This is a genomic window from Lentzea sp. HUAS12, from assembly GCF_024125735.1.
In the GTDB taxonomy this organism is placed as follows: domain Bacteria; phylum Actinomycetota; class Actinomycetes; order Mycobacteriales; family Pseudonocardiaceae; genus Lentzea; species Lentzea albida.
This window is the reverse complement of sequence record NZ_CP099738.1, coordinates 3,764,303-3,786,273: the sequence shown is the minus strand read 5'-3', so window position 1 is coordinate 3,786,273 and position 21,971 is coordinate 3,764,303. Positions and strand designations below refer to the sequence as shown.

At 69.2% G+C, this 21,971-nt stretch carries 14 protein-coding genes; 8 read left to right on the top strand and 6 right to left on the bottom strand.

Going from position 1 to position 21,971, the window contains the following annotated elements:
• Positions 1 to 15: 15 nt before the first annotated feature.
• From ND450_RS16525 to ND450_RS16510, 4 genes are read right to left on the bottom strand one after another with little or no spacing between them, the layout of a single operon-like run.
• On the bottom strand, positions 16 to 975 hold the full coding sequence (locus ND450_RS16525) for a PfkB family carbohydrate kinase (RefSeq protein WP_253327009.1): 960 nt from the start codon (positions 973 to 975) through the stop codon (positions 16 to 18).
• Positions 968 to 2,344, bottom strand: coding sequence for a cytosine permease (locus tag ND450_RS16520; RefSeq protein ID WP_253327008.1), 1,377 nt, complete (start codon positions 2,342 to 2,344; stop codon positions 968 to 970). The genes ND450_RS16525 and ND450_RS16520 overlap by 8 nt, the downstream gene beginning before the upstream one ends.
• A 38-nt stretch (positions 2,345 to 2,382) precedes the next feature.
• Positions 2,383 to 3,378 (bottom strand): ADP-ribosylglycohydrolase family protein, encoded by a 996-nt coding sequence (locus ND450_RS16515; protein ID WP_253327007.1) that lies wholly within the window; start codon positions 3,376 to 3,378, stop codon positions 2,383 to 2,385.
• 4 nt (positions 3,379 to 3,382) lie between these two features.
• Complete coding sequence (locus ND450_RS16510; RefSeq protein ID WP_253327006.1) at positions 3,383 to 4,117, bottom strand: GntR family transcriptional regulator; 735 nt, start codon at positions 4,115 to 4,117, stop codon at positions 3,383 to 3,385.
• Positions 4,118 to 4,258: 141 nt separating this feature from the next.
• Here ND450_RS16510 and ND450_RS16505 point away from each other — a divergent pair, with 141 nt between their 5' ends.
• The gene (locus tag ND450_RS16505) at positions 4,259 to 6,394 is read left to right on the top strand and encodes a bifunctional diguanylate cyclase/phosphodiesterase (protein WP_253327005.1); all 2,136 of its coding nucleotides are present in this window, start codon (positions 4,259 to 4,261) and stop codon (positions 6,392 to 6,394) included.
• Positions 6,395 to 6,403: 9 nt separating this feature from the next.
• Here ND450_RS16505 and ND450_RS16500 read toward each other — a convergent pair whose 3' ends face one another.
• Complete coding sequence (locus ND450_RS16500; protein ID WP_253327004.1) at positions 6,404 to 7,399, bottom strand: ABC transporter substrate-binding protein; 996 nt, start codon at positions 7,397 to 7,399, stop codon at positions 6,404 to 6,406.
• A 306-nt stretch (positions 7,400 to 7,705) separates the two neighbouring features.
• Between ND450_RS16500 and ND450_RS16495 the strand changes: the two genes are divergently transcribed.
• Genes ND450_RS16495 through ND450_RS16470 form a run of 6 tightly spaced genes read left to right on the top strand, consistent with a single transcriptional unit; the run spans position 7,706 to position 15,394 of the window.
• Entirely contained in the window at positions 7,706 to 9,520 is a 1,815-nt protein-coding gene (locus ND450_RS16495) for a LamG-like jellyroll fold domain-containing protein (RefSeq protein ID WP_253327003.1), read from the top strand.
• Positions 9,521 to 9,569: 49 nt separating this feature from the next.
• Positions 9,570 to 10,148 carry a TetR/AcrR family transcriptional regulator gene (locus ND450_RS16490; protein WP_253327002.1) on the top strand — a complete coding sequence of 193 codons (579 nt, stop codon included), beginning with the start codon at positions 9,570 to 9,572 and terminating at the stop codon, positions 10,146 to 10,148.
• A gap of 10 nt (positions 10,149 to 10,158) precedes the next feature.
• The gene (locus ND450_RS16485; protein WP_253327001.1) at positions 10,159 to 12,387 is read left to right on the top strand and encodes a molybdopterin-dependent oxidoreductase; all 2,229 of its coding nucleotides are present in this window, start codon (positions 10,159 to 10,161) and stop codon (positions 12,385 to 12,387) included.
• A gap of 16 nt (positions 12,388 to 12,403) precedes the next feature.
• Positions 12,404 to 13,132, top strand: coding sequence for a GntR family transcriptional regulator (locus ND450_RS16480; RefSeq protein WP_253327000.1), 729 nt, complete (start codon positions 12,404 to 12,406; stop codon positions 13,130 to 13,132).
• 58 nt (positions 13,133 to 13,190) lie between these two features.
• On the top strand, positions 13,191 to 14,630 hold the full coding sequence (locus ND450_RS16475; protein WP_253326999.1) for an NCS1 family nucleobase:cation symporter-1: 1,440 nt from the start codon (positions 13,191 to 13,193) through the stop codon (positions 14,628 to 14,630).
• Positions 14,627 to 15,394 carry an aspartate/glutamate racemase family protein gene (locus tag ND450_RS16470; protein ID WP_253326998.1) on the top strand — a complete coding sequence of 256 codons (768 nt, stop codon included), beginning with the start codon at positions 14,627 to 14,629 and terminating at the stop codon, positions 15,392 to 15,394. The genes ND450_RS16475 and ND450_RS16470 overlap by 4 nt, the downstream gene beginning before the upstream one ends.
• Before the next feature lie 899 nt (positions 15,395 to 16,293).
• On the opposite strand, the gene ND450_RS16465 is transcribed toward ND450_RS16470, so the two are convergent.
• Positions 16,294 to 20,535, bottom strand: coding sequence for a dsDNA nuclease domain-containing protein (locus ND450_RS16465; RefSeq protein WP_253326997.1), 4,242 nt, complete (start codon positions 20,533 to 20,535; stop codon positions 16,294 to 16,296).
• Between the two features lie 118 nt (positions 20,536 to 20,653).
• Between ND450_RS16465 and ND450_RS16460 the strand changes: the two genes are divergently transcribed.
• Positions 20,654 to 21,819 (top strand): IS3 family transposase gene (locus ND450_RS16460; protein WP_253325604.1). Its coding sequence is split into 2 segments (ribosomal slippage): positions 20,654 to 20,938 and positions 20,941 to 21,819, totalling 1,164 coding nucleotides; the frame shifts between segments, so codons are not numbered across the junction.
• The last annotated feature ends 152 nt before the right edge of the window (positions 21,820 to 21,971 follow it).

Below are 21,971 nucleotides of genomic sequence, written 5' to 3'. Positions count from 1 at the left end.
AAAAACCGGGGCGCCTCAACCTGAAGCGGGCTTCAGGTGGTCGGCGTCGCGCAGGAACGCGTCGAGTTCGGCGGTCGTCGGAGCGGTGGCCGGACCGGACCTCGTGACGGCGACCGCGGCGGCGGCGTTGGCCCGCCGCACCGCCGCGATCGGGGGCGAACCGGCGGCCAGGGCCGAGGCCAGCACCCCGGCGTGCGCGTCACCGGCGCCGTTGGTGTCGACCGCGTGCACCGGGAAACCGGGCACCCGCACCGGTTCCGGGCCGATCGGCGCTCCCGCGAGCAGGCAGCCCGACGCGCCGTCGCGCACCACGGCGAACCCACCGGCGCGGATGCGCGGGACGAGGGCGGCCGCGGCGGCGGCGAGGTCCGCGACGCCGGTCATGATCGTCGCTTCCCGCGCGTTGGCCGTGAGCACGTCGGTGCGGGCGAGCACCGCGCCGAGCAGCACGGGGTCGAGGTCACCGACCAGCGGCGACGGGTCGGTGATCACCCTGGTGCCGGCGGGCAGGCCGGGCAGCCAGCCGGACAGCGCCGCCGCGTTGACCGGGTGGGCGAGGCTGTAGCCGGAGACGTGGACCAGGTCGAGCCCGGTGACGTGCACGCGGTCCAGGTCGTCGCGGGTCAGCCTGCCCTCGGCGCCGACGGTCGTCACGAACGTGCGCTCGGCGGTCGCGTCGACCAGGGCGACGCAGTAGCCGCTGTCGACGTCTTCCAGTCCTGTTTGGACGATCTCGGCGCCGCTCGCGGCCAGTGCGGCACGGACGATGTCCCCCATCGGGCCGGTGCCGTACTGCCCGGCGAACACGACGGGCAGGCCGGTGCGCAGGGCGGCGACGAGGGTGTTGAGGCCGCCGCCCGCGACCATCCGCGAACTCGTGGCGATGACGTCGCCGCCCGGTTCCGGGATGCGGTCGACGGTCATCACGACGTCGACGATCACGTTGCCGGTCGAGATCAGCCGCGCGTCAGTCACGGGCACCGCCCAGGGCGAAGTAGCCCGCCGCCGCGACGACGAACGTGACGATCCAGCCGATCGAGCTGAACCCGTTGGCGAGCAACACATAACCCACGACGAGGGCGACGGCCCAGGCCCCGGTCGCACGCCACTCCACACCGCCGCGGTACCAGTAGGCGCCGCTCCGGGTCATGTCGAGCAGGCCCGCCGGGTCGTAGTGGCGGCGCCTGACCATGTCGACCAGGAAGACACCGAGCCACGCGGTGATCGGGATGGCCAGCAGGGAGATGAAGCTGATGAACGGGCCGTAGAAGTTCTCGGCCACCAGCATGAAGTAGATCGCGCCGAGGAACGTGACGGTCACGTCCAACGCGACCGCGTACACCCGCGGCACCCGCACGCCCAGCGTCAGCGTGGTGAGCCCGGCCGAGTAGACCGACAGGTGGTTCGACAGCAGCAGTCCGCCGAACGCGGCGATCAGGTACGGCACGGCCATCCACGACGGCAGCAGCTCGCGGATCGCGGCGACCGGGTCCGACGCGGACGCGAGCGAGTCGTCGCCCGCCGTGAGCAGCGCGCCGAGGCCGATCAGCAGCACCAGCGGGATACCGGCGCCGGCCGCACTCGCGCTGATCAGGCGGCCCGCCCGCACGCTCGTCCTCTGGTACCGGGCCATGTCGGCCCCCGCGTTGGCCCAGCCGATGCCCGTGCCGCCCGCGATCACGCCGATGCCCGCCAGCACGGCGGTGAGCGGGCCCGCGGGCATCGCCGCGACGGCGCTCCAGTCCACAGTGGCCACGAGCACGACGCCGACGACCACGTTCAGGGCGCCGAAGATCCACGTCGCCCACTTCTGGATGACCAGGATCGCCGCGTGACCGAGCCCGGACACCAGCAGCGTGCACAGCTCGAAGACCCCGATCGCGACGATCGTGAGCACCGGCACCGACTTCGCGCCGGTCGCCGTGCCGAACGCGATGGTGAACAGCGACAGCAGCACGAACGCGCCGGTGGTGGTGTTGACCGTCTCCCAGCCGAGCCGCGACGCCAGGGCGACCAGCGTGGGCCCGGCGTTGCCGCGGGTACCGAAGACCGCGCGCGACAACGTCATGCTCGGTGCCCCGCCGCGCCGCCCGGCCACCGACACGACGCCGACCACCGCGAACGAGCCCGCCGCGCCGACAGCGGCGACGACCAGCGCCTGCCAGACGTTGAGGAACTGGAACGCGACCAGCGTGGCGCCGAGCGGCAGGCCGAGGATGGAGATGTTGGCCGCGAACCACACCCAGAACAGCTGCAGGGGGTTGCCGTTGCGGTCGGCGGCGGGCACGGGCTCGATGCCGCGCTGCTCGACGGCGCTCAGCGCGCCGCGGGTGGTGGTGGACATGACGGTCTCCAGACGACGGTGACGGAAACGCTTCGGCTCTACGGCCTTCCTCGGAGGTCGAGCAGCTTGCTGACGAGCGGGGCGAGGTCGAGGTCGTTGACCTGCTCGACGGTGGCGACCGCGGCGGCGGGCCACGCCGAACCGCCGTGGGTCGCGCCGAGGACCGCGCCCGCCATGGCGGCGATGGTGTCGGTGTCCCCACCGAGACCCGCCGCCTGGCAGAGCGCGTCCCACGGGTCGTCGGCCAGCGCTGCCAGGGCGAGCGCGGCGACCACGGACTCCTGGGCCGCCACGGACGTGCCGACGACGTCGATCAACGCCGTCTGCCGCTCCGCGGCCCCGAGGGACGCGAGGTGGGGGAGTGCCCAGCGCAGGCGGGCCGCGATCGAGCCACCGGCCACCCAGTACCCGCGCCGCCCGCCCTCGTCAGCCGCGGCGACGGCGACCTCGACGGCCTCGGGCAGGGTCGCGCCGCCCACACCCGCGCTCACCGCGGCACCGACGGCGGCCGCCGCGGCGATGCCGATGCCCGTGTTGTGCGTGGGCGCGCTGGTGCGCGCGACAACGTCCACAAAGGACGTCAAGTCGGCCGCGTCCACGGCTATTCCGACCGGGGTGATGCGCATGGCGGCGCCGTTCGTGGCACCCGTCCTGCCCGCCTCGCCGGCCGGGACGCCCTCCTCCAGCCGGGCCAGCGCCGCCTTCGTGGACGGGCCGAGCAGGTCGAGCGACCCGCGCTCGCGCATCCGGTCCTCCCAGGCCAGCAACCGCCGCGCCAGCACGACCGGGTCGACGGTGCCGCCGCCCTCGACCAGCAGTTCGGCGAGCAGCACGGCCTGCTCGGTGTCGTCGGTGATCGACCCTGCGGCCATGCCGGCGGCGATGCGCTGCCGCGGCCCGGCATCGGCGAGCCCGGTGATCGGCCCGTGGTCGGCGAGGATCTCGGCGCGGGACATCGACTGCGTGGGCATGCCCAGCGCGTCCCCCAGTGCCAGTCCGCGGAAGGCGGCCAGCGCGCGGTCGTGGAGGTCCACCGGCTCAGCCCCCGAAGCTCACGTGCAGGCGGAAGCGGGCGGGGTCGAGCCAGCTGACGACCTTCTCGACGAAGCCGCCGTCCGCGTCCCGCGCGATGCGGGTCGTGTGCAGGAACATCTCGCCCGGCTCCCGCCCGAGCAGCCGCGCGTCCTGCTCGCCGAGGGCCGCGACCGCGATCCACTGGTCCCCGCGCGCCGGCACCAGCCCGGCGGCCGCCATCGTCTCGGCCAGCGAGTCGTCGGTGAGCCCGTCCTCGGGAACGCGTGCGACCGCGCCGACCGCGGGCACCCGGCTGCGTTCCAGCGACACGGCGGTGCCGTCGTCGGTGAGCCGGCGGATCCGGTCCAGCGCCAGGAACTCCATGGAGCCCGCGCCCACGGTGGCCGCCAGGTCGGGGTCGACCACGCGCTCCATCCGGACGACCTCGGCGCGGGTGTGGATGCCCGTCATCGCGAGCGCGAGACCCCAGCTCGGCGACTCGTCCAACTGCCGGCCGTCGAAGGTGACGAACGACCCGACCCCGGTCTGCGTCTCGATCAGGTTGTCCCTGGCGAGGCCCTCCAGCGCGCCGCGGATGGTGCTGCGGCTGACGGAGAACCGCCGCGCCAGCTCGTTCTCGCCCGGAAGCAGGGATCCGGCCGGGTGCTCACCCGATCTGATCGCCTCCCGCAGCCGGTCGGCGACCTCCTGCCGCTTGAGCGACGATCGGACGCGAGCGGCACCGGCCTCGTTGGTCATACAGCGAACGTACCTGTCTGGTACCTGTACGGTCAACGGCTCGTTCGTGGCCCAGGTACCCGATCGGCGGCTGTACCGTGACCGGTTTTCGGCAGATAGTGCATTCTTTGTTGAGCTGGACAGCCGATTCACCTCGAATCCATGGGGGCAACAGGTGTGGCGGGTTCGCACGGGTCCGGTGCGATGGCGACCGGGCTGGTGAACGAGTCGGGAAGTCGTGCGCCCCGCGATCCGTTGCGCGCAGTTCGATTGCTCACCAATGTGTTCGCGTGGCTGGGCGGCGCCGCGTTGGTGGGCAATCTGCTCGTGGCCGGGAACGGGATCGCCCGTGTCGTCCTGGCCGCGGTGGTCCTGCTCGTGCTGGGCTCGTGGTGGGTGCGGCCGCGGTACGACGGCTGGGCGGTCGCGGTCGTCGAAGGGGTCGCCACGGCCGGTGCGGTGCTCGTTCTCCCCGCCGCGCAGCCGGTGCTCGCGTTCCTGTTCGGCGCGACGACGCGGCGCGCGTTGCACGCAGGTCCGTGGCGGTACCCGGTGAAGTCGCTCGTGGGCCTGGGCGGCTACGCGGGAGGGTTCGGCCTGTCCCTGTCGCGGCTCGACCGCGTCGACCCCGACGTGGTGATGGCCGCGGTGATGCCGTTGCTGGGCCTGGTGATCGGGACCTTCGCGCTGCACGAGACGGTCCGCGCGGTCAGGGCGGAGCAGACCGCGCGCCGGACCGTCGGGGCGTTGCTGGAGGCGACCCCGGTGGGGCTGGCGCTGCTCGACGAGAACGGAACTCCGCGGCTGCACAACGCCCGCGCCCGCGAGATGTTCGGCTGGGGCGACGACGCCGGGACCGTGGTGTGCCCGCACGGAGTCGGCATCGTAAGCTGCCGCGACGGGTGCGCCGAGAACGCCGTCGAGGTGGAGCCGCGCGACGGTCTGGTGCTCTCCGTCCACACCGGTCCGGTCGAACAGGACACCGGGCCCGACCACGCGGTCGTCGCCGCCGTGGACGTGAGCGCACGTCGGCAGTGGGAAGCGGCGTTGCGCGACAAGGCGGAACGCGACGAGCTGACCGGGCTGGCCAGCCGGGCGCACTTCCTGCACCTCGTGCGGGAGGCCATGGGCGCCGAGACCGTCGTCGGACTTCTGGTCGTGGACCTGGACAGGTTCAAGGACGTCAACGACGCCGACGGTCACGAAGTGGGCGATCGGTACCTCCAGGCCGCGGCCGCCCGCGTGCGTTCCGCCCTGCCTCCCAAGGCCGTCGCGGGCCGTCTCGGCGGTGACGAGTTCGCCGTGCTCGCTCCCGGCTTCGACGTGCGGGACACCGTGCGGCTCGCGAAGTCCGTGCTGCAGAGCCTGAACGGCGCCGCGGAACCGTTCGCGGCGAGCGTCGGCGCCGCCGTGTCGCAGGCCGGTGCGGACGCGGCCGGCCTGCTCCGGGACGCCGACACCGCGATGTACGTCGCGAAGCGGGACGGCGGCAACCGGGTGCGCCGGTTCCGGCGGGAGATGGGGGAGCAGGCGCTCGCCCGGCAACGAGACAAGGTGGACCTGCGCACCGCCATCGACGGCGGCGAGCTCGTCGTGCACTACCAGCCGATCGTCGACCTCGCGACGAGCGCGGTCACGAGCGCCGAGGCGCTGGTCCGGTGGCAGCGTCCCGGCAGGGGCCTGCTCGGCCCCGACGCGTTCATCGGACTGGCCGAGGAGACCGGCCTCATCGTGCCGCTCGGTGAGAAGGTCCTCGAGGCCGCGTGCGGCCAGGCCGTGCGCTGGAACGGCGAGGGGCGGTCCCTCGGCGTGACGGTGAACGTCTCCACGCGCGAACTCGCGACCCCCGGCTTCCTGCCGCGGCTGGACCGGGTGATCACCACCGCGGGACTGGCGCCGAACCGGTTGACCGTCGAGGTGACCGAGAGCGTCTGGGCCGACGAACCGGCGATGCGGAGCCTGGTGGCCGTGCGCGAGGCGGGGATCCGCGTGGCGCTCGACGACTTCGGCACCGGCTACTCCTCGCTGAGCTACCTGCAGCGCTACCCGTTCGACGTCGTGAAGATCGACCGCTCGTTCACCGGGGCCCTCGGCCGCAACGGCCGCACCGAGGGCGTGATCCGGTGCATCATCGCCCTGGCCGAGGTGCTGGGCGCGAAGACGGTCGCCGAGGGGATCGAGACGCCGGAGCAGGCGGACTGGCTGCGGGACGCCGGGTGCTCGTACGCGCAGGGCTACCTCTTCGGGAGGCCGGCGGACGCGGCCGAGTGGAAGGCGGCCGCGTCCACCGGCTGGTGACCGCGCCCGTCACCTGCCCCGGAACAGCATCGGCTCGACGTCGAGGTCGGTCTGCAGCAGCCCGTACGTGCGCATCAGGGTGGCCACCCGCTGCAGTCGCGTGGCGTCGAGCGAGGTGGGGAACTGGCCGAGGTTCACGAGCTTGGCGGTGTCCCGGTCCACACCGGCGTACTGCGGCAGGAGCTCCTGGACGGTGGCGCGGTCCGAAGCGTCCTGCTGTCCCCTGGCCATCGCGCGCTGGAACGCCGCGACCGTGTTCGGGTTCTCCTGGACGAACTTGCCGGTCGTGCCGTACCCGGCGATGGGAATGGCGGAGGTGGGGCCCGAGGCCGCGTCGAGGATCGCGATCTGGCCGGAGTTGCGCTGCGCCCTGGTGATGAACGGTTCGCTCATGAACCCGGCGTCGACGACGTTCCGCTCGATCGCCGCCTCCATGTCGGGCATGGGCATTTCCTTGAGCGTGATCTTCTTCGGATCGATGTTGTTGGCTTCGAGCACCGCTTTCGTGGTCAGCTCGGAGATGTTGTTGAACGTGTTGATCGCAATCGTCTTGCCGACCAGATCCGTCATCGACCTGATGGTCCCGCTCCCCTTCACGAGGATCAGGAACATTCCGGGCTTCGCCTGGTAGCCGTCGGAGATCAGTTTGATGCCGCCGACGTTCTTCGCGGTCTCCTTGGACTGCGCGGCCATGAACGAGACCCAGTTGCCGAAGGTGATGTCGAGACTGCCCTGGACCAGTCCGGGGATCGCGGCGGCGCCACCCTGGACGACGACCGTCTCGACCTCGAGCCCCTCCTCCTTGAAGTACCCGTTCCTCATCGCGATGTGCAGGGGCGCCACGTCGACGACCGGCAGCACGCCCACCTTGATGAAGATCTTCTCGGCCGCGGGGGGCTGGGAGGTCGCGGCCGGTTGCCCGCCGCCGAGCGCACCGCAACCGGACGCCGCCGCGAGCACGGCGGCAGCGGACAGGAGAACTGCGATCCGGCGCCTACCAGACATGTGACTTTCTCCCGTGAAATGGAATAGGTGCTCTGTTCGGATATTCGGGCACGGCGAAACGGCGCACTGACCTTCGCCATTCGACGATGTGGTCACCGCGAGATCAGGTAATCGTTTCTCCTTTTGCGGGCCATCCTTGCACGAACGTCAAGGTGGTCGATTCGTGTGAATTGGGCGGGCGTTTCTTCCGTTCGACGGAACGTCTCTTGTCGTGTCTTCGGCCGCTCTGGTACCCGCTCCAAGACTTCAGGCGCAGTGCAGCGGTTGTTCAACGTCCAGCCCGCTTGGAATCGGCAGGCTGACGACATGACTGAGAACGCCACTCCCGCGCTGGGCCGCCGCACGGTGTTGCAGGCCGCTTTCGCGGCACCGGCCGTGGCCGCGCTGGCCGGAGCACCTGTCGCGCAGGCCGCGCCCGCCGCGGACGACTCGCGGTTCACCATCGCCGTGCTGCCCGACACGCAGTACCTCCTCGACGAGGGCGGCTCGGATCCCGAACCCGTGCGGGAGGCGTTGCGGTCGCTCGCGAAACGGCGCCGCGAGGCGAACATCGTCTTCATGGCGCACCTTGGTGACGTCACCGAGCACGGCACCGAACGCGAGATGCGGCTCGCCGACTCGGTCTTCGACTCCATCGGTAATCAGGTGCCGTACAGCGTGCTGGCCGGCAACCACGACGTGTCCGGCGACGACCAGCGCGGCCCCACGCCGTACTCGCGGGTGTTCGGCCCTGAGCGGTTCCAGCGGATGAAGACGTTCGGCGGCTTCGCGCCCGGCAATTACAACAGCTTCCACGTCATCACCGCGGGCGGCCGGCGGTGGCTGCTGCTGGCGCTGGACTGGCGCGTGTCGGACAAGGGAATCCAGTGGGCGCAGGAGGTTCTCGACGAACACCGCACCCTGCCCACCGTTCTCACCACCCACGACCTCGTCGGCGGCTCGCCGGAGGCCGCCTTGTCCGAGCACGGGAAACGCATGTGGGACAACCTGATCCGCCGCAACGACCAGATCTTCCTGACGCTCAACGGCCACTACTGGCCGTCGGGCCGGGTCACGCTCACCAACGACGCCGGCAACCCGGTGCACCTGCACATCACGAACTACCAGGAGCGCTACTACGGCGGCGCGGGCATGGTCCGCTTCTACTCGTTCGACCTGGCGCGCAACGTGATCGACGTCGAGACCTTCTCGCCGTGGCTGCTGACCCGCCGCGACACGCTCCCGGAGGCCGAGACGGCCGAGCTCAGCGGTGAGCTCGACAGGTTCACCGTCGAGATCGACTTCCGGCGGCGCTTCGCCGGGTTCGCCCCGCCCGCGCTGCCCGCGTCCCGCCCCGCGCGCGCCGTGCTGGTCCGCGGCACCGCCGCGTACTGGCGGTTCGACCGGGAGGGCCTTCCCTCCGCCGCGGCCGGTCCCGTGGCGCCCGGTGTCGTCGCCCGCGACCTGACCGGCAACGGCAACGACCTCACGGTCGAGCACCTGCACGCGAGCGCGCCGGACGTCCTGACGTGGTCCACCGACCACCACGACACCCAGCCCGCCCACGCGAGCCTCACCTTCGCGGGCGGCAAGGCCCCCGACCGGGGCGCGGTCCTGCGCACCGCCGGCAACGCCCCGCTCAACAGCCAGAAGTTCGAGTCCGGCTACACCATCGAGACGTTCCTGAAGCTCCCCAGCCCGTTCACCGGTGACCACGCCTTCATGGGCGTGCTGAGCTGGGAGGGCCGCGCGGGCGACGCCGGCAAGCACAGCGGCTGGTCCGACGACGAACCGACGTGCAGCCTCAACGTCTCCGGCGAGCGCTTCCTGCAGTTCGTCGTCTACCCGGTCCCGGTCGACGCCGACCCCACCTCCTGGAGCCACGCCATCCCGGTCGGCCGCTGGACCCACGTCGCGATCGTCAACGACGGCCGTCGTACCACCACGTACGTCGACGGCGCCAAGATCGCCCGCAACGCGGCCGGGGAGTCCCGCGGCATCACCACCCAGGGCAGGCCGTTCGTCCTCGGCGCCACCCAGTTCGCCCTGCGCTACGGCCAGGGCTTCTACGGCTCCCTCGGCGACACCCGGATCGTGGCCAGGGCGCTGCGCCCTTCGGAGTTCCTCACCGCGCGGGGCTGACAGCGCACTATGGTCTCTGCCATAGTGCAGATCCGAGTGAGGAGGTGCGGTGGTCGAGCAGGGCAGGCGGGGTACCAAGCAGCGGATGCTGGACAGCGCTGTGCTGCTGCTGCGCGAACGCGGCGCCGCCGGGGTCACGGTCGACGCCGTGCTGGCCCACAGCGGTGCGCCGCGGGGATCCGTCTACCACCACTTCCCCGGCGGCCGGAACGAGATGGTGCTCGGCGCCGTCCGCCTGGCGGGCGACTACATCTCCGCGATGGTCGCCGAGGCGGCGGCCGAGGGGGACGTGCGCCTGATGGTCGAGCGCCTCGTCGCCTTCTGGAAGCGGTCGCTGACCAAGACCGGCTACCGGGCGGGATGTCCCGCCGCGGCGATGGCGATGGACGGCCGTGACGTCGTCCCCGACGCCGCCGACGTGGTGCGGGAGATCTTCGCCCGGTGGCAGGACGGGATCGCGAACGCGTTGTCCGCCCACGGCTTCGAGGCGCCTCGCGCGCAGCGGCTGGCCACGCTGGTCGTGTCCGCGGTCGAAGGGGCGATCATCCTCTGCCGCGCGCACCGCGACCTCGGGCCGCTCGACGACGTCCTCGCGGAGATCACACCCTTGCTGGAGCGACCGAACTAGGGAGCCGACCGTGTGGAAACCCAGCGCCTGCATCCTCTGCGAGTGCAACTGCGGGATCGAGGTCCTCGTCGGCGAGGACGGCCGGTCGTTCGACAAGATCCGCGGGGACAAGCTCCACCCGGCGTCGGCCGGCTACACCTGCAACAAGGCGCTTCGGCTCGGCCTGCACCAGAACGGCGACACCGGCCGGATCACGCATCCGTTGCGCCGCAAGGCGGACGGGACGTTCGAGGAGATCGGCTGGGACACCGCGATCAGCGAGATCGCGGCCCGGCTCGGAGAGGTCCGCGACGCGTTCGGCGGCGAGACGATCTTCTACTACGGCGGCGGCGGTCAGGGCAACCACCTCGGCGGCGCGTACTCGCCCGCCACGCTCGCGGCGTTCGGCGCCAAGTACCGGTCCTCGGCCCTCGCTCAGGAGAAGACCGGTGAGTTCTGGGTCAGCGCCCGCCTGCTCGGCAACATGACCCGCGCCGACTTCGAGCACTGCGAGGTCGCGCTGTTCGTCGGCAAGAACCCCTACCAGTCGCACGGTTTCCCGCGCGCCAGGTCCGTGCTGAAGGAGATCGCGAAGGACCCCGCGCGGTCGATGGTCGTGATCGACCCGGTGCGGACCGAGACCGCCGAGCTCGCCGACTTCCACCTCCAGGTGCGGCCCGGCACCGACCTCTACCTGCTGACCGCGCTGGCCGCCGTGCTGGTGCAGGAGGACCTGGTCGCCGCGGACTGGCTCGCCGAGCACGCGGACGGCCTCGACGCCGTGACCGCCGTGCTCCGGCAGGTGCCGGTGGGCGAGTACTGCGCCGTCGCCGACGTGGAGGAGTCGCTGGTGCGGGCGGTCGCCGGTCGGATCGCCGCCGCGGACTCGGTCGCGGTGTTCGAGGACCTGGGCGTCCAGATGAACCGCGACTCCACGCTGGTGAGCTACGTCGAGAAGCTCGTCTGGCTGCTCACCGGCAACTTCGGCAAGAAGGGCACCCAGTACGTGCCCTCCAGCCTCGTGCCGCTCGGCCGCGACCGCGGGCACGCGACCGGTGAGGGCCCGCGCAGCCCCGTCGCCGGCGCACCGATCATCAGCGGCCTGGTGCCGTGCAACGTGATCGCCGAGGAGATCCTCACCGACCACCCGGCCCGCTACCGGGCGATGCTGGTCGAGAGCGCGAACCCGGCCCACTCGCTGGCCGACTCGGCGCGGATGCGGGAGGCGCTCGCCGCGCTGGAGCTCGTGGTCGTCATCGACGTCGCGATGACCGAGACCGCGCGCCTGGCCGACTACGTGCTGCCCGCGCCGACGCAGTTCGAGAAGTTCGAGGCCACGTTCTTCAACTTCGACTTCCCGCGCAACGTCTTCCACCTGCGGCACCCGGTCGTGCCCGCACCGGAGGGCGTCCTGCCGGAACCGGAGATCCACGCGAGGCTGGTCGAGGCGTCCGGCGCGCTCACCGAGGCCGACTACGCCCCGTTGCGCGCGGCGGCCGCCGCCGGACGCACCGAGTTCGCGCAGGCGTTCCTGGGAGCGCTGGCGGATCCGGTGAAGAGGCGGCTCGCGTCCGTCCTGCTGTACCGCACGCTCGGCCCGACGCTGCCGCACGACGCCTCGGCGGCCGCGGTGCTGTGGATGGCCGCGCACGAGTGCGCCCGCAAGAACCCCGCCGGGGTCGAGAAGGCCGGCTACGGAACCGGTCTGCAGGCGGGGGAGAAGCTCTTCGAAGCCATCGTCGAGGGCTCGCACGGCGTGCACATCACCGACGACGAGTACGGCGAGTCCTGGCAGCGGGTACGGGGCGGCCGGGTCAACCTGGACGTGCCGGAACTGCTGGCCGCGGTGGCCGCGCTGGGCGACAGGCCCGCGCCGGCCGCGGACCCGGAGTGGCCGTTCGTGCTCTCCGCCGGCGAACGCCGCGCCTTCACCGCCAACACGATCATGCGCGACCCGACCTGGCGGCGGCGCGACCAGGAGGGCCGCCTGCGCATGAGCGTCGCGGACGCGACGAGGCTCGGCGTCACGACCGGTGACCTGGTCAGGATCACCACCCGCCGCGGCAGCGCGGAGGTGTCCGTGGACACGACCGACACCATGCGCTCCGGCCACGTCTCGCTGCCCAACGGCTTCGGGCTCACGGTGCGGGAGCGCACGGGCGTCGCGCCCAACGAGCTCACCGCCGCCGAGGACCGCGACGAGTGGGCGGGCACCCCGTGGCACAAGCACGTGCCGGCCAGGCTCGACCCGCTCGGATGAGGTCTACCGTGTCCGGATGAGTCGGGCTCCGAGGAGACGGTCGGTCGTGGTGGCGAAGCTCGAGGCCGACCGCGGTGGCAGTGCGCAGGCGGCCATCCTCGCCGAGCTGCGGCGGTGCCTGCTCGACGGCGTGCCGCCGGGCAGCGCCATTCCCGTCGACGAGGTGGCGGCGGTGTTCGGGGTGAGCCGGATCCCGGTGCGGGAGGCGCTCAAGACGTTGATCGGCGAGGGCCTGGTCGAGCACCGGCCCAACTTCGGTTACACGGTCGCGAAGCTGACCCCCGAGGAGCTGCACGAGCTGTACGTCGTGCGGGGTGTGCTCGAATCCGCCGCGCTGGGGGCGGCGGTCTCCCGTGCGCGCCTCGAGCACGACGAACAGGCCCGCGCCGCGCACACCGCGCTGGCCGACGCGCAGGCCGCCGGTGACGTGCGGGCGTACCACCGGGAGAGCCGCCGGTTCCACCTCGCGCTGGTCCGGCCGAGCGGCATGAAGCGGCTGCTCGACATGTTCGAGTCTGCCTGGAACCTCACCGAACCGTTGCAGCCCATGGCACACGTGCCTGACGAGGAACGCAGGGCGCTGCACGCCGACCACGAGGGCATGCTGGCCGCGTTCGTGGCACGCGACGCCGTCGCTCTGGTCGAGGCCGCCCGCGTCCACCACGAACGGCTGCGCTCGTCGCTGGCGGCCGTGCCGAGGGACACCGGCCTGTTCGCGGACGGGGAAGATATACGTTTCCCGTAGCAGCCGGGAAACAACTCCTCCCTACGGTGGCGACACCCCACCAGGCAGGAGTGCGGAGATGACAGCGACAGCGACGACCACGGAGAGCAAGCCCGCCTACGACCCCAGGCTGACCAACGCCGATCTGGCCCCGTTGAAGAAGCAGACCTGGGGCTCCTACAACATCTTCGCGTTCTGGATGTCGGACGTGCACAGCGTCGGCGGGTACGTCACCGCGGGCAGCCTCTTCCTGCTGGGCCTGAGCGGCTGGCAGGTCCTGGTGTCCCTGCTGGTGGGCATCGGGATCGTGTACTTCTTCTGCAACCTCGTCGCGAAGCCCAGCCAGCAGACCGGCGTGCCGTACCCGGTGATCTGCCGCAGCGTGTTCGGCGTCCTCGGCGCGAACGTGCCCGCCGTCATCCGCGGCCTGATCGCGGTGGCCTGGTACGGCATCCAGACCTACCTGGCGTCTGCGGCCCTGGACGTGGTGCTGCTCAAGCTCTTCCCGTCGTTGCTGCCGTACGCGGACGTGCAGCAGCACGGCTTCTTGGGGCTGTCGGCGCTCGGCTGGGCGTCGTTCACGGCGCTGTGGTTGTTGCAGGCGGCCGTGTTCTGGACGGGCATGGAGACGATCCGGCGGTTCATCGACTTCTGCGGACCCGCCGTCTACGTGGTGATGTTCCTGCTCGCGGGTTACCTGATCGCCCGGGCCGGCTGGGGTGCGATCGACTTCAACCTCGGCGACGTGAAGCACACGGGCTGGGCCTCGTTGCCCGTCATGTTCGGCGCCATCGCCCTGGTCGTCTCGTACTTCTCCGGCCCGATGCTGAACTTCGGCGACTTCTCCCGCTACGGCAAGTCGTTCGCGGCCGTCAAGCGCGGCAACCTGCTGGGCCTGCCGGTCAACTTCCTCGTGTTCGCGGTGCTGGTCGTCGTCACCGCCTCGCTGACCGTGCCGGTCTTCGGCGAGCTGCTGACCGATCCGGTCGCGACGGTCGCGCGCATCGACAGCACGTTCGCGATCGTGCTGGGAGCGCTGACGTTCAGCATAGCCACGATCGGCATCAACATCGTCGCGAACTTCATCTCGCCCGCGTTCGACTTCTCCAACGTCAACCCGCGCCGCATCAGCTGGCGCGCGGGCGGAATGATCGCCGCCGTCGGCTCCGTGCTGATCACGCCGTGGAACCTCTACCACAACCCGGCCGTCATCCACTACACGCTGGAGACGCTGGGCGCGTTCATCGGCCCGCTGTTCGGCGTCCTGATCGCCGGGCACTACGTCGTGGCGCGGCAACGGGTCGACGTCGACGACCTGTTCACCATGTCCAGCAGCGGGAAGTACTGGTACCGCAACGGGTACAACCCGAAGGCGATCGTCTCGACGGTGGTGGCCTCCCTCGTGGCGATGGTCCCGGTCCTGGTCCCCGCGCTGTCGGCCGCCGCTCCCTACAGCTGGTTCGTCGGCATGGCACTCGGCTTCGTGCTGTTCTCCCTGCTGTCCAAGGGAAACCGGTGAAGATCCACGTCGTCAACCCCAACACCAGCACGGCCATGACCGAGGCCATCGGCCGCGCCGCGTCCGCGATCGCCGGCCCGGGGGTCCAGGTGCGGACCACGTGCCCGTCGATGGGACCGGCGTCGATCGAGAGCCACTACGACGAGGCGCTCAGCGTGCCGGGCCTGCTGTCCGAGATCGCGTCCTCCGAGGCCGACGGCCACGTGATCGCCTGCTTCGGCGATCCGGGCCTGGAGGCCGCCCGCGAACTGGCGGACGGGCCCGTGATCGGCATCGCGGAGGCGGCGATGCGCACCGCGGCCTTGGTGGGACGGGGGTTCAGCGTCGTCACGACGCTGGACCGCACCCGAGGCCGGGCCTGGGACCTCGCCCACCGCTACGGCATGGCGGGGTTCTGCCGGGGCGTGTCGGCCTGCGACGTGCCGGTGCTGGAGGTGGAGGCCGCGGTGGACGCCGTGGTCGCCGCGTGCCGGGCAGCGGTGGCGGCGGACGGGTCGGACGTGGTCGTGCTCGGGTGCGCCGGCATGACGTCGCAGCGCGCGGAGATCGAGCGACGGGTCGGCGTGCCCGTCGTGGACGGTGTGCAGGCGGCGGTGCTGCAGGTGGAGTCGTTGGTGCGCATGGGTTTGCGGACGAGCGCGGCGGGGGAGTTCGCGGCGCCGCCACCGAAGCCCTACGCCGGGTTGTTGGAGGCGTTCGGTGCATCACCGGCCCGACATGGCGCTAGCTATGCAGCCTTCGGTGTCGCCGAACCCGCTGATTAAGAGTCCTCGGGTGTGCTTCGGCGCTGGTGTTGCGTGATGTCGGCGAATGTTATTTCTGCGTATTAGGTGCGAGATGCGCAGGCCGCTCGTGTCGTAATGTGCCGTCCTGGATCGTCAGAGGTCAGGGATCTCGGGCTCCACTCGGGCGCAGCTTCAGGACCGAGAACAGGTAGTTGCGAGCCAGCTTCAGAACCGATATCGATCCACTTAGGCGCCGTACGTGTTCTCTCATGCCGATGAGCGGACATCTCCGAGCGGTGCAGTCGGCCGCCTCGAACCGGGGGTGGTGCCCGGCCGCTCGGAACAGTGTGCTGGCGTCGTGCGGTCAGTGTGCAGTGCTGAGACAACTCAGCTGTCCTCTGTCGCATCTAAGTTTCAGCGCACGGCGTTGGTCGTGTGGTGATCGGGACCCGGCACCCGCTCGCAGTCGGTGAGGGTCGCCTCGTACAGCGGGATCGCCCAGCCCAGATCACCGCCGACCGGTAGGCGTAGGCCAGGTTGTTCCGCGAGGACAGCGTGTCCGGGTGGTCGGCAACCTGGCCAAGACTTATGAACAGCACGCACGCCACTCTGCGACAGGGCAGAACGCCGACGTCGTGGACTTCCGGGCTAACTGCGGTGAGCGCCGTTTCGGAGCGCGAGATCAAACCTGTCTTCTGCGGCTCGGCAGCGCTAGGAACATGCGCTCTGCCTCACAACACCACGCCGCGCCAGTCGACCTACGAGCCGACGGCGCGGGTCGCTGCGCGTGAAGGTGGACGGCTCCTAGGACTAGGTCGTAACCACCGAAGAGGTGGTGTTGCAGCAGGTTGCGGTCCCGGGAACGGATTGGGATACCGGAACGCAGTGGGTATTAGTCGGCCTGGCAATTCCGCGGTGCAGTCGTTCCGGCACCGATATCAAGGCGAGTGCCATGCGAACGCGTAGTCGCCGCGGGCACCACTGGCCTGCAAGAGTCGCGAGTCTGAGGACCATTCGCAGCTGTACAAGGCGCCGTCCACCCGCATCTCCGCGAGCGCCATGCCGGCCGATAGGTCGAAGACCCGCAAGGTGCCACTGCCGACACTTCCTTCGCAGACCGCCAGGTAGCGGCCATCCGGCGACTGTTGAATATCGACGGTGTCCGCACTTCCTGGGAGGCTACGAAGCGGCTTGCCGGTCGGCATTTCCCAGATTCGCACCTCGCCCACGTCGTCTCCAGTCGCGACCCAGTTGCCGCTGCGGTCGATGCAGATGGATCGGACTCGGCCTTCATGTCCAGGCAGCACAGCGACCACTTCACCGGTTTCCGGGCACCAGATCTGTGCTCGACACGGGGCAGGGTCGATCGGTGCTTCTCCGACGACTAAGAAGGAACCATCGGGGCTCACAGCGACCGCACCGATACCTTCACCTTCCAGCCAATTGCGAAGCGTTCCGGTTTCGGATTCCCAGATCCTTGTGACGGACGCCTGGTCGCGGCTGCTGCCGCCATCAGTTGTGGCGAACCAGGTCTCGTCCGGACTGACTACGACATGACGAATGCCGAGATGACCTGCCGGTATACTGAACCGCGCTTCCCCTGTCTGCACGTCGACCGCATGCAGAGGGTGCCGGTCCAGAAGACGTTCGAAGTTCACCACCGGTGTGGCCAATAGAACTGTGTCCTGCAGCAGCGACCCGCGTACCTCCCAAGGCTGGGGAGTGCGAGTCACCAAACGGCCAGAGTTAGTCTCATCGTCCCACAATTCGATCTTGTCCAGATCGAAGATAAAGCGACTACCATGTGCAGAGACGAAATTTGACATGGTGCTTTGTTGCTCCGGAAGGGCCAAATCCTGCGAAGCGGCCGGAATCGACCAAACTCTGACGAGCTTGTCTCCTTCAGGCCTCCATGGGCCTGACAGACCTTCGCCGCTGGCCAACCAGCTGCCATCAGCCGCGAACACGAGCGCCCCTACGCGCTCGATGTGGCCGTGGAATATCCGATGCAAGCATCCTGTGCTCGCATCTATAATCGTTACTCTAGGCAGTTCGGGACGCATTTCGTCGAGACCATCACCAAAGGCGAGCCACCTGCTGTCGGGGGAAACCGCCATAGGTTTCTGGCCACGGGGACCCACCCACTCGGTTCTCTGCTGGCCGTTGGCGAGGTCCCAGATCCGCACCACTCCAGCTTCATCGCTTGTCGCGAGCCACGACTCGTCCGGTGCCATGAGGCTGGACACCCAACGGTGCTGACATGGCAACTGATGAAGTAGGTCGCCTTGGGCAGACCACACCCAGACATCTCCACAAGCGTCGGCTGCGTAGACTCGAGCTCCACTTGGTGAGAAGGCGACTGCGGTGATGCCACCGACCGGACCGTGAAATTCCCGCTCCATCTCTCCAGAGTCACAGTCCACCAGGAGCACAGAATTCCCTTCGCTCCGTGCTTCCGGCTCACCGCCGATGAGGAGCTGACGACCGTCAGGTGACAGTGCGAGATGCCGAACCTGGCCGCACTCGTTGAAGGTCGACACGAGCTCGCCAGTCGTCGCGTCGAACACATCCACTACTAGATAGTCCTCGTCGTCGACAGCGACGACTGCGAGTCGGGAACCGTCGCTGGAGACAGCCGCAGAAAGTCTTCCCACCGGTTTCAACGCAGCGATGCCCGTGAACTCGTGACGCAATCCGCCGGTCTTCACGTCCCAAGTACGGACACGCCCGACGGATCCGTACGGCGATTCCACCGTGGCGACCCAAGAACCATCAGCAGGCGCTAGGAGTTCCATGATGTGCATCTGCTGCTTTTCGTCCTTTTCCGTGGTGCGCAGCAGTGTTCCGGTCTGCACGTCCCAGACGATGAGGTGACTGCCGCCTTCAAGTGAGATCAGCAGGCGTCCACCGTCCGCAGATGTCAACCCGCCGACGCCCTCGACATGGCCGAAGAGCGTGCGTTGCAGATGTGGGTCTGGCACGTCCGGCAACGGCTCGTGGTTCGACAGGTATGGTGCGGAAAGCGTCGACTCGAACGAAACGGCCAGTGGCTTCAGCTCGGGATCGGTCTGCAACCTGCTCGCCATGATGGCGCCGAGAGCTCCAGGAGGATTCGTCGGATGCAGCAGGTGTGCGCTCTGCCGCAGAAGCCGGCCGAGGCGTTCCAGCAGCGGGTCGTCGGCGTGCGTAAGGTCCGCCTCTGCTGCCGCCACGCCGTCTTTCTCGATGCGAGAGAGAAGCCATCTCGGCTCGCAGAGCAGGGCGTGCAGCTCATCGGTTCGCCCCGCGGACCTCAGGTGCGTCGCGAGGTTCCTGCGTATGTAGTCGCTGGCGATTGACCACCAAGGTCCAGTCATCGAGTCCAGCAAGACGCCGTGTAGCGCCGTCATCCGCTCTGGTCCGTTCTCTTGGATGAGGAACGACCGAAGCACATCGTGTAGGCGCAGCGAGCCTGGGATCGGCTGGTAGTCGGTGACCAGAGAAAGGTCGGACAGTCTGGCGCAGAGTCGCTCGGTGGCGCGGCGGTCCAGACCAGCGGTTCGTTGCCAGAGCAGGGCCACGGTGTCCATGGGGATGTATTCGTCCTCACCGAACAGCGCCAGTTCGGCGTAGCGATCCGGTCCGCCGTCCGGGAGCAGGTTCAGACCGGCTCGCGCGGTGGCACGTACCGCGTCGGCGCGGTCAGCCTGGTTGTCGAGGTCGAGAGCGGCCGGTCCGTCTTCTTCCAACTGATCGATCAGGCGGCGTGCGGCGTCCCTGAGCGGCGCGCCATATCGAGCCATGTGGTGCAGGGAGCGGCCAGCGATGCCGAGAAGAACTGGCCAGCGACCGGTGAGCTCCAGCAACCTGGACATCTCCTCTTCAGGAACGCCCTGTACTGCTTGGGAGATCACCGCCTGTGCGTCCTGTGGCCGCATCCGGTCGACCACGAGTGCGCGCGACGCTTGCGGGACCACGAAAGGATTTCGCGTCGTGACGAGCCTCTTGCAGTTGGCTCCGCCGGTGAGGAACGGAGCTAGCTGGCGCCGGTGCCAGACGTCGTCCAGCACGAGCAGGACTCGGCCGCCGTGCTCTTCCAATGCCCTTCCGAGGCTGAACCCGGCCTGCTGTGGATCCGAGAAGTCGGGGCGCGTACCGCTGAGTTGCTCAACGAGATCGTTGAGTTGCGCTGCCAGCGCCGCTCCGGATGCCTCTTCGCCGACCGTCTTCCACAGCAGCGTGTCGTAATGGGCGGAAACCTCGGGGCGGTTGCACGCCTGGTGAGCCAGCACCGTTTTGCCGAACCCGCCTGCGCCGTGCAGACCGCTGACGACCGCCAGCGGATTGGCGCTGTCCAGCAGCAACTCGATGAGATCGGGCAACAGGTCGGCGCGGTCAACTGTGGGAGCGTGGAACGGCAACTGCCAGATGCGGGGACGCCGGGAACGAGGGTGGATCTCGTCGAGCACCCGCGACAGCCGCGCTTTGGTGATCTTCCGCCGTGCAAGGGAGGCCTTGCGCAGCGCATCATCGTCCAACGCCCCCGCAGCGGACAGCAGCCAGCCGTTGTCGCGCGGGTCCGCGATGTCTCGTGCCGCCTCAAACACCTCCGCGAACACCGCGCCGTATGCGGCCTGAGGCGAAAGGTCGGTGCGCCCGAGCGCGTCCAGCGCAGGCATCATGTAGCGCTCGATGTTCGACGCCTGGATGTACCGCCGGTCTGGCAGGTCGTCCTCAATCCGTAGCACCCGCAGGAAGTCCGTCCACCTGCTCAGCTCAGTCGCGGTCAGACCGCTGATCGTGCTCGCCAACTCGCGAATCGCCGCCTCGTCCTGCCTGCGGCAAGCGAGTTTCAGTTTCTTTGCACCGTCGTCCAGCCCGGCATTCGTCACCAGCCGACATTCCGCAGGTCTGTCGCAGTCCTCCCAGCGCTGCCGCAACGTTAAGAGCGCATCACTATCGAACAGGCGAGCGAGGGTCCACCGCCAGCCGGCATCGTCGCGATGTTTCACGCTGACCAGCACCGAGCGACCGTCGTGCCTGATGACGTAGTCGGTGTGCCACTCGCACAGCACCCATTCGGGACCGTTGACCCGCAACAGCTCACAGCAATGGCGAGCTGCCACGTGGTACTGGAACGCGTAGCGGTCCGCGGTCGGACTGCCGGCGTCCTCCTCGGGCCAGTCCTCGATCCGCCCCATGCAGTCAAACCTCCGCCGGTGGGGAAAGTGTGCTCCGGAAACAGGTTATTGGGTCTGCTGCACCGATAGGTGACATCTGAGTTGGCTTGCCGTGATGGCGAGCTGGGAGGATGTCGCTGTGCCCAAGCCCTATCCCCAGGAGTTCCGCGACGATGTCGTGCGGGTCGCCCGTGACCGCGAGCCCGGCGTGACCGTCGAGCAGATCGCCAAGGACTTCGGGGTCCACCCAATGACGTTGTTCAAGTGGCTGCGCCAGGCCGAGATCGAGGACGGCGCCAAGCCCGGTGCGAGCCGGGCCGAGTCGGCCGAGCTGCGCGAGGCGCGTAAGCGGATCAAGCTGCTGGAGCAGGAGAACGAGGTCCTGCGCCGGGCGACCGCGTACTTGTCGCAGGCGAACCTGCCGGGAAAAGGCTCTACCCGCTCGTGAACGAGCTGGCCGCGGACGGGATTCCCGTCGCGGTGACGTGCCGGGTGTTGAACATCGCTCGACAGCCGTACTACCGGTGGCGTGCCCGCCCGGTCGCCGTCACTGAACTCGAGCGGGCGCGGCGGGCGAACGCGTTGTTCGACGCGCACCGCGATGATCCGGAGTTCGGCTACCGGTTCCTGGCCGACGAGGCGCGCGACGCCGGCCTGTCGATGTCGGATCGGACCGCGTGGCGGATCTGCTCGTCGATGGGCTGGTGGAGCGCGTTCGGCAAGAAACGCGGCCGCAACGGCAAGAAGGCCGGCCCGCCGGTCCATGACGATCTGGTCCGGCGTGACTTCACCGCGACCGCGCCGAACCTGTTGTGGCTGGCCGACATCACCGAACACCGCACCACAGAAGGAAAGTTGTATCTGTGCGCGGTCAAGGACGTCTGCTCCAACCGGATCGTCGGCTACTCGATCGATTCCCGGATGAAGTCCCGCCTCGCCGTCACCGCGCTCACCAACGCCCTCGCCCGCCGCGGTGACGTCGCCGGCTGCGTGGTGCACACCGACCGCGGATCGCAATTCCGATCAAGGAAGTTCGTCCGTGCACTTGCTCGCCACGGCCTGTCCGGGTCGATGGGCAGGGTGGGCGCGGCGGGTGACAACGCGGCGATGGAAAGCTTCTTCGCGTTGCTGCAGAACAATGTTCTCGACCGGCGCTCCTGGTCCACCCGTGACGAGCTGCGGATCGCGATCGTCACCTGGATCGAACGCACCTACCACCGCCGCCGACGCCAAGCCGCCCTCGGCAGGTTGACCCCCATCGAATACGAAGTAATCATGTCCACGCCAGCCAGTCAGGCTGCGTGACTACAACTGTCACCTATCGGTGCAGCAGACCCGACTGGTCGACTCACTCTTGCGCCAAGCCACGAGCCACACGTGTGCGGGGCATCCGAACTACTTGCATCGACTTTCATCAATACAGTCGGCTTCATCGGCGCCTTGTGTGGGTCGCAAAC

Bases quoted from the DNA above. Each gene is read 5' to 3' on its own strand.
- ND450_RS16520 (WP_253327008.1), bottom strand. From the start codon at position 2,344: ATGTCCACCACCACCCGCGGCGCGCTGAGCGCCGTCGAGCAGCGCGGC.
- ND450_RS16510 (WP_253327006.1), bottom strand. From the start codon at position 4,117: ATGACCAACGAGGCCGGTGCCGCTCGCGTCCGATCGTCGCTCAAGCGG.
- ND450_RS16505 (WP_253327005.1), top strand. From the start codon at position 4,259: ATGGGGGCAACAGGTGTGGCGGGTTCGCACGGGTCCGGTGCGATGGCG.
- ND450_RS16500 (WP_253327004.1), bottom strand. From the start codon at position 7,399: ATGTCTGGTAGGCGCCGGATCGCAGTTCTCCTGTCCGCTGCCGCCGTG.
- ND450_RS16495 (WP_253327003.1), top strand. From the start codon at position 7,706: ATGACTGAGAACGCCACTCCCGCGCTGGGCCGCCGCACGGTGTTGCAG.
- ND450_RS16480 (WP_253327000.1), top strand. From the start codon at position 12,404: ATGAGTCGGGCTCCGAGGAGACGGTCGGTCGTGGTGGCGAAGCTCGAG.
- ND450_RS16475 (WP_253326999.1), top strand. From the start codon at position 13,191: ATGACAGCGACAGCGACGACCACGGAGAGCAAGCCCGCCTACGACCCC.
- ND450_RS16465 (WP_253326997.1), bottom strand. From the start codon at position 20,535: ATGGGGCGGATCGAGGACTGGCCCGAGGAGGACGCCGGCAGTCCGACC.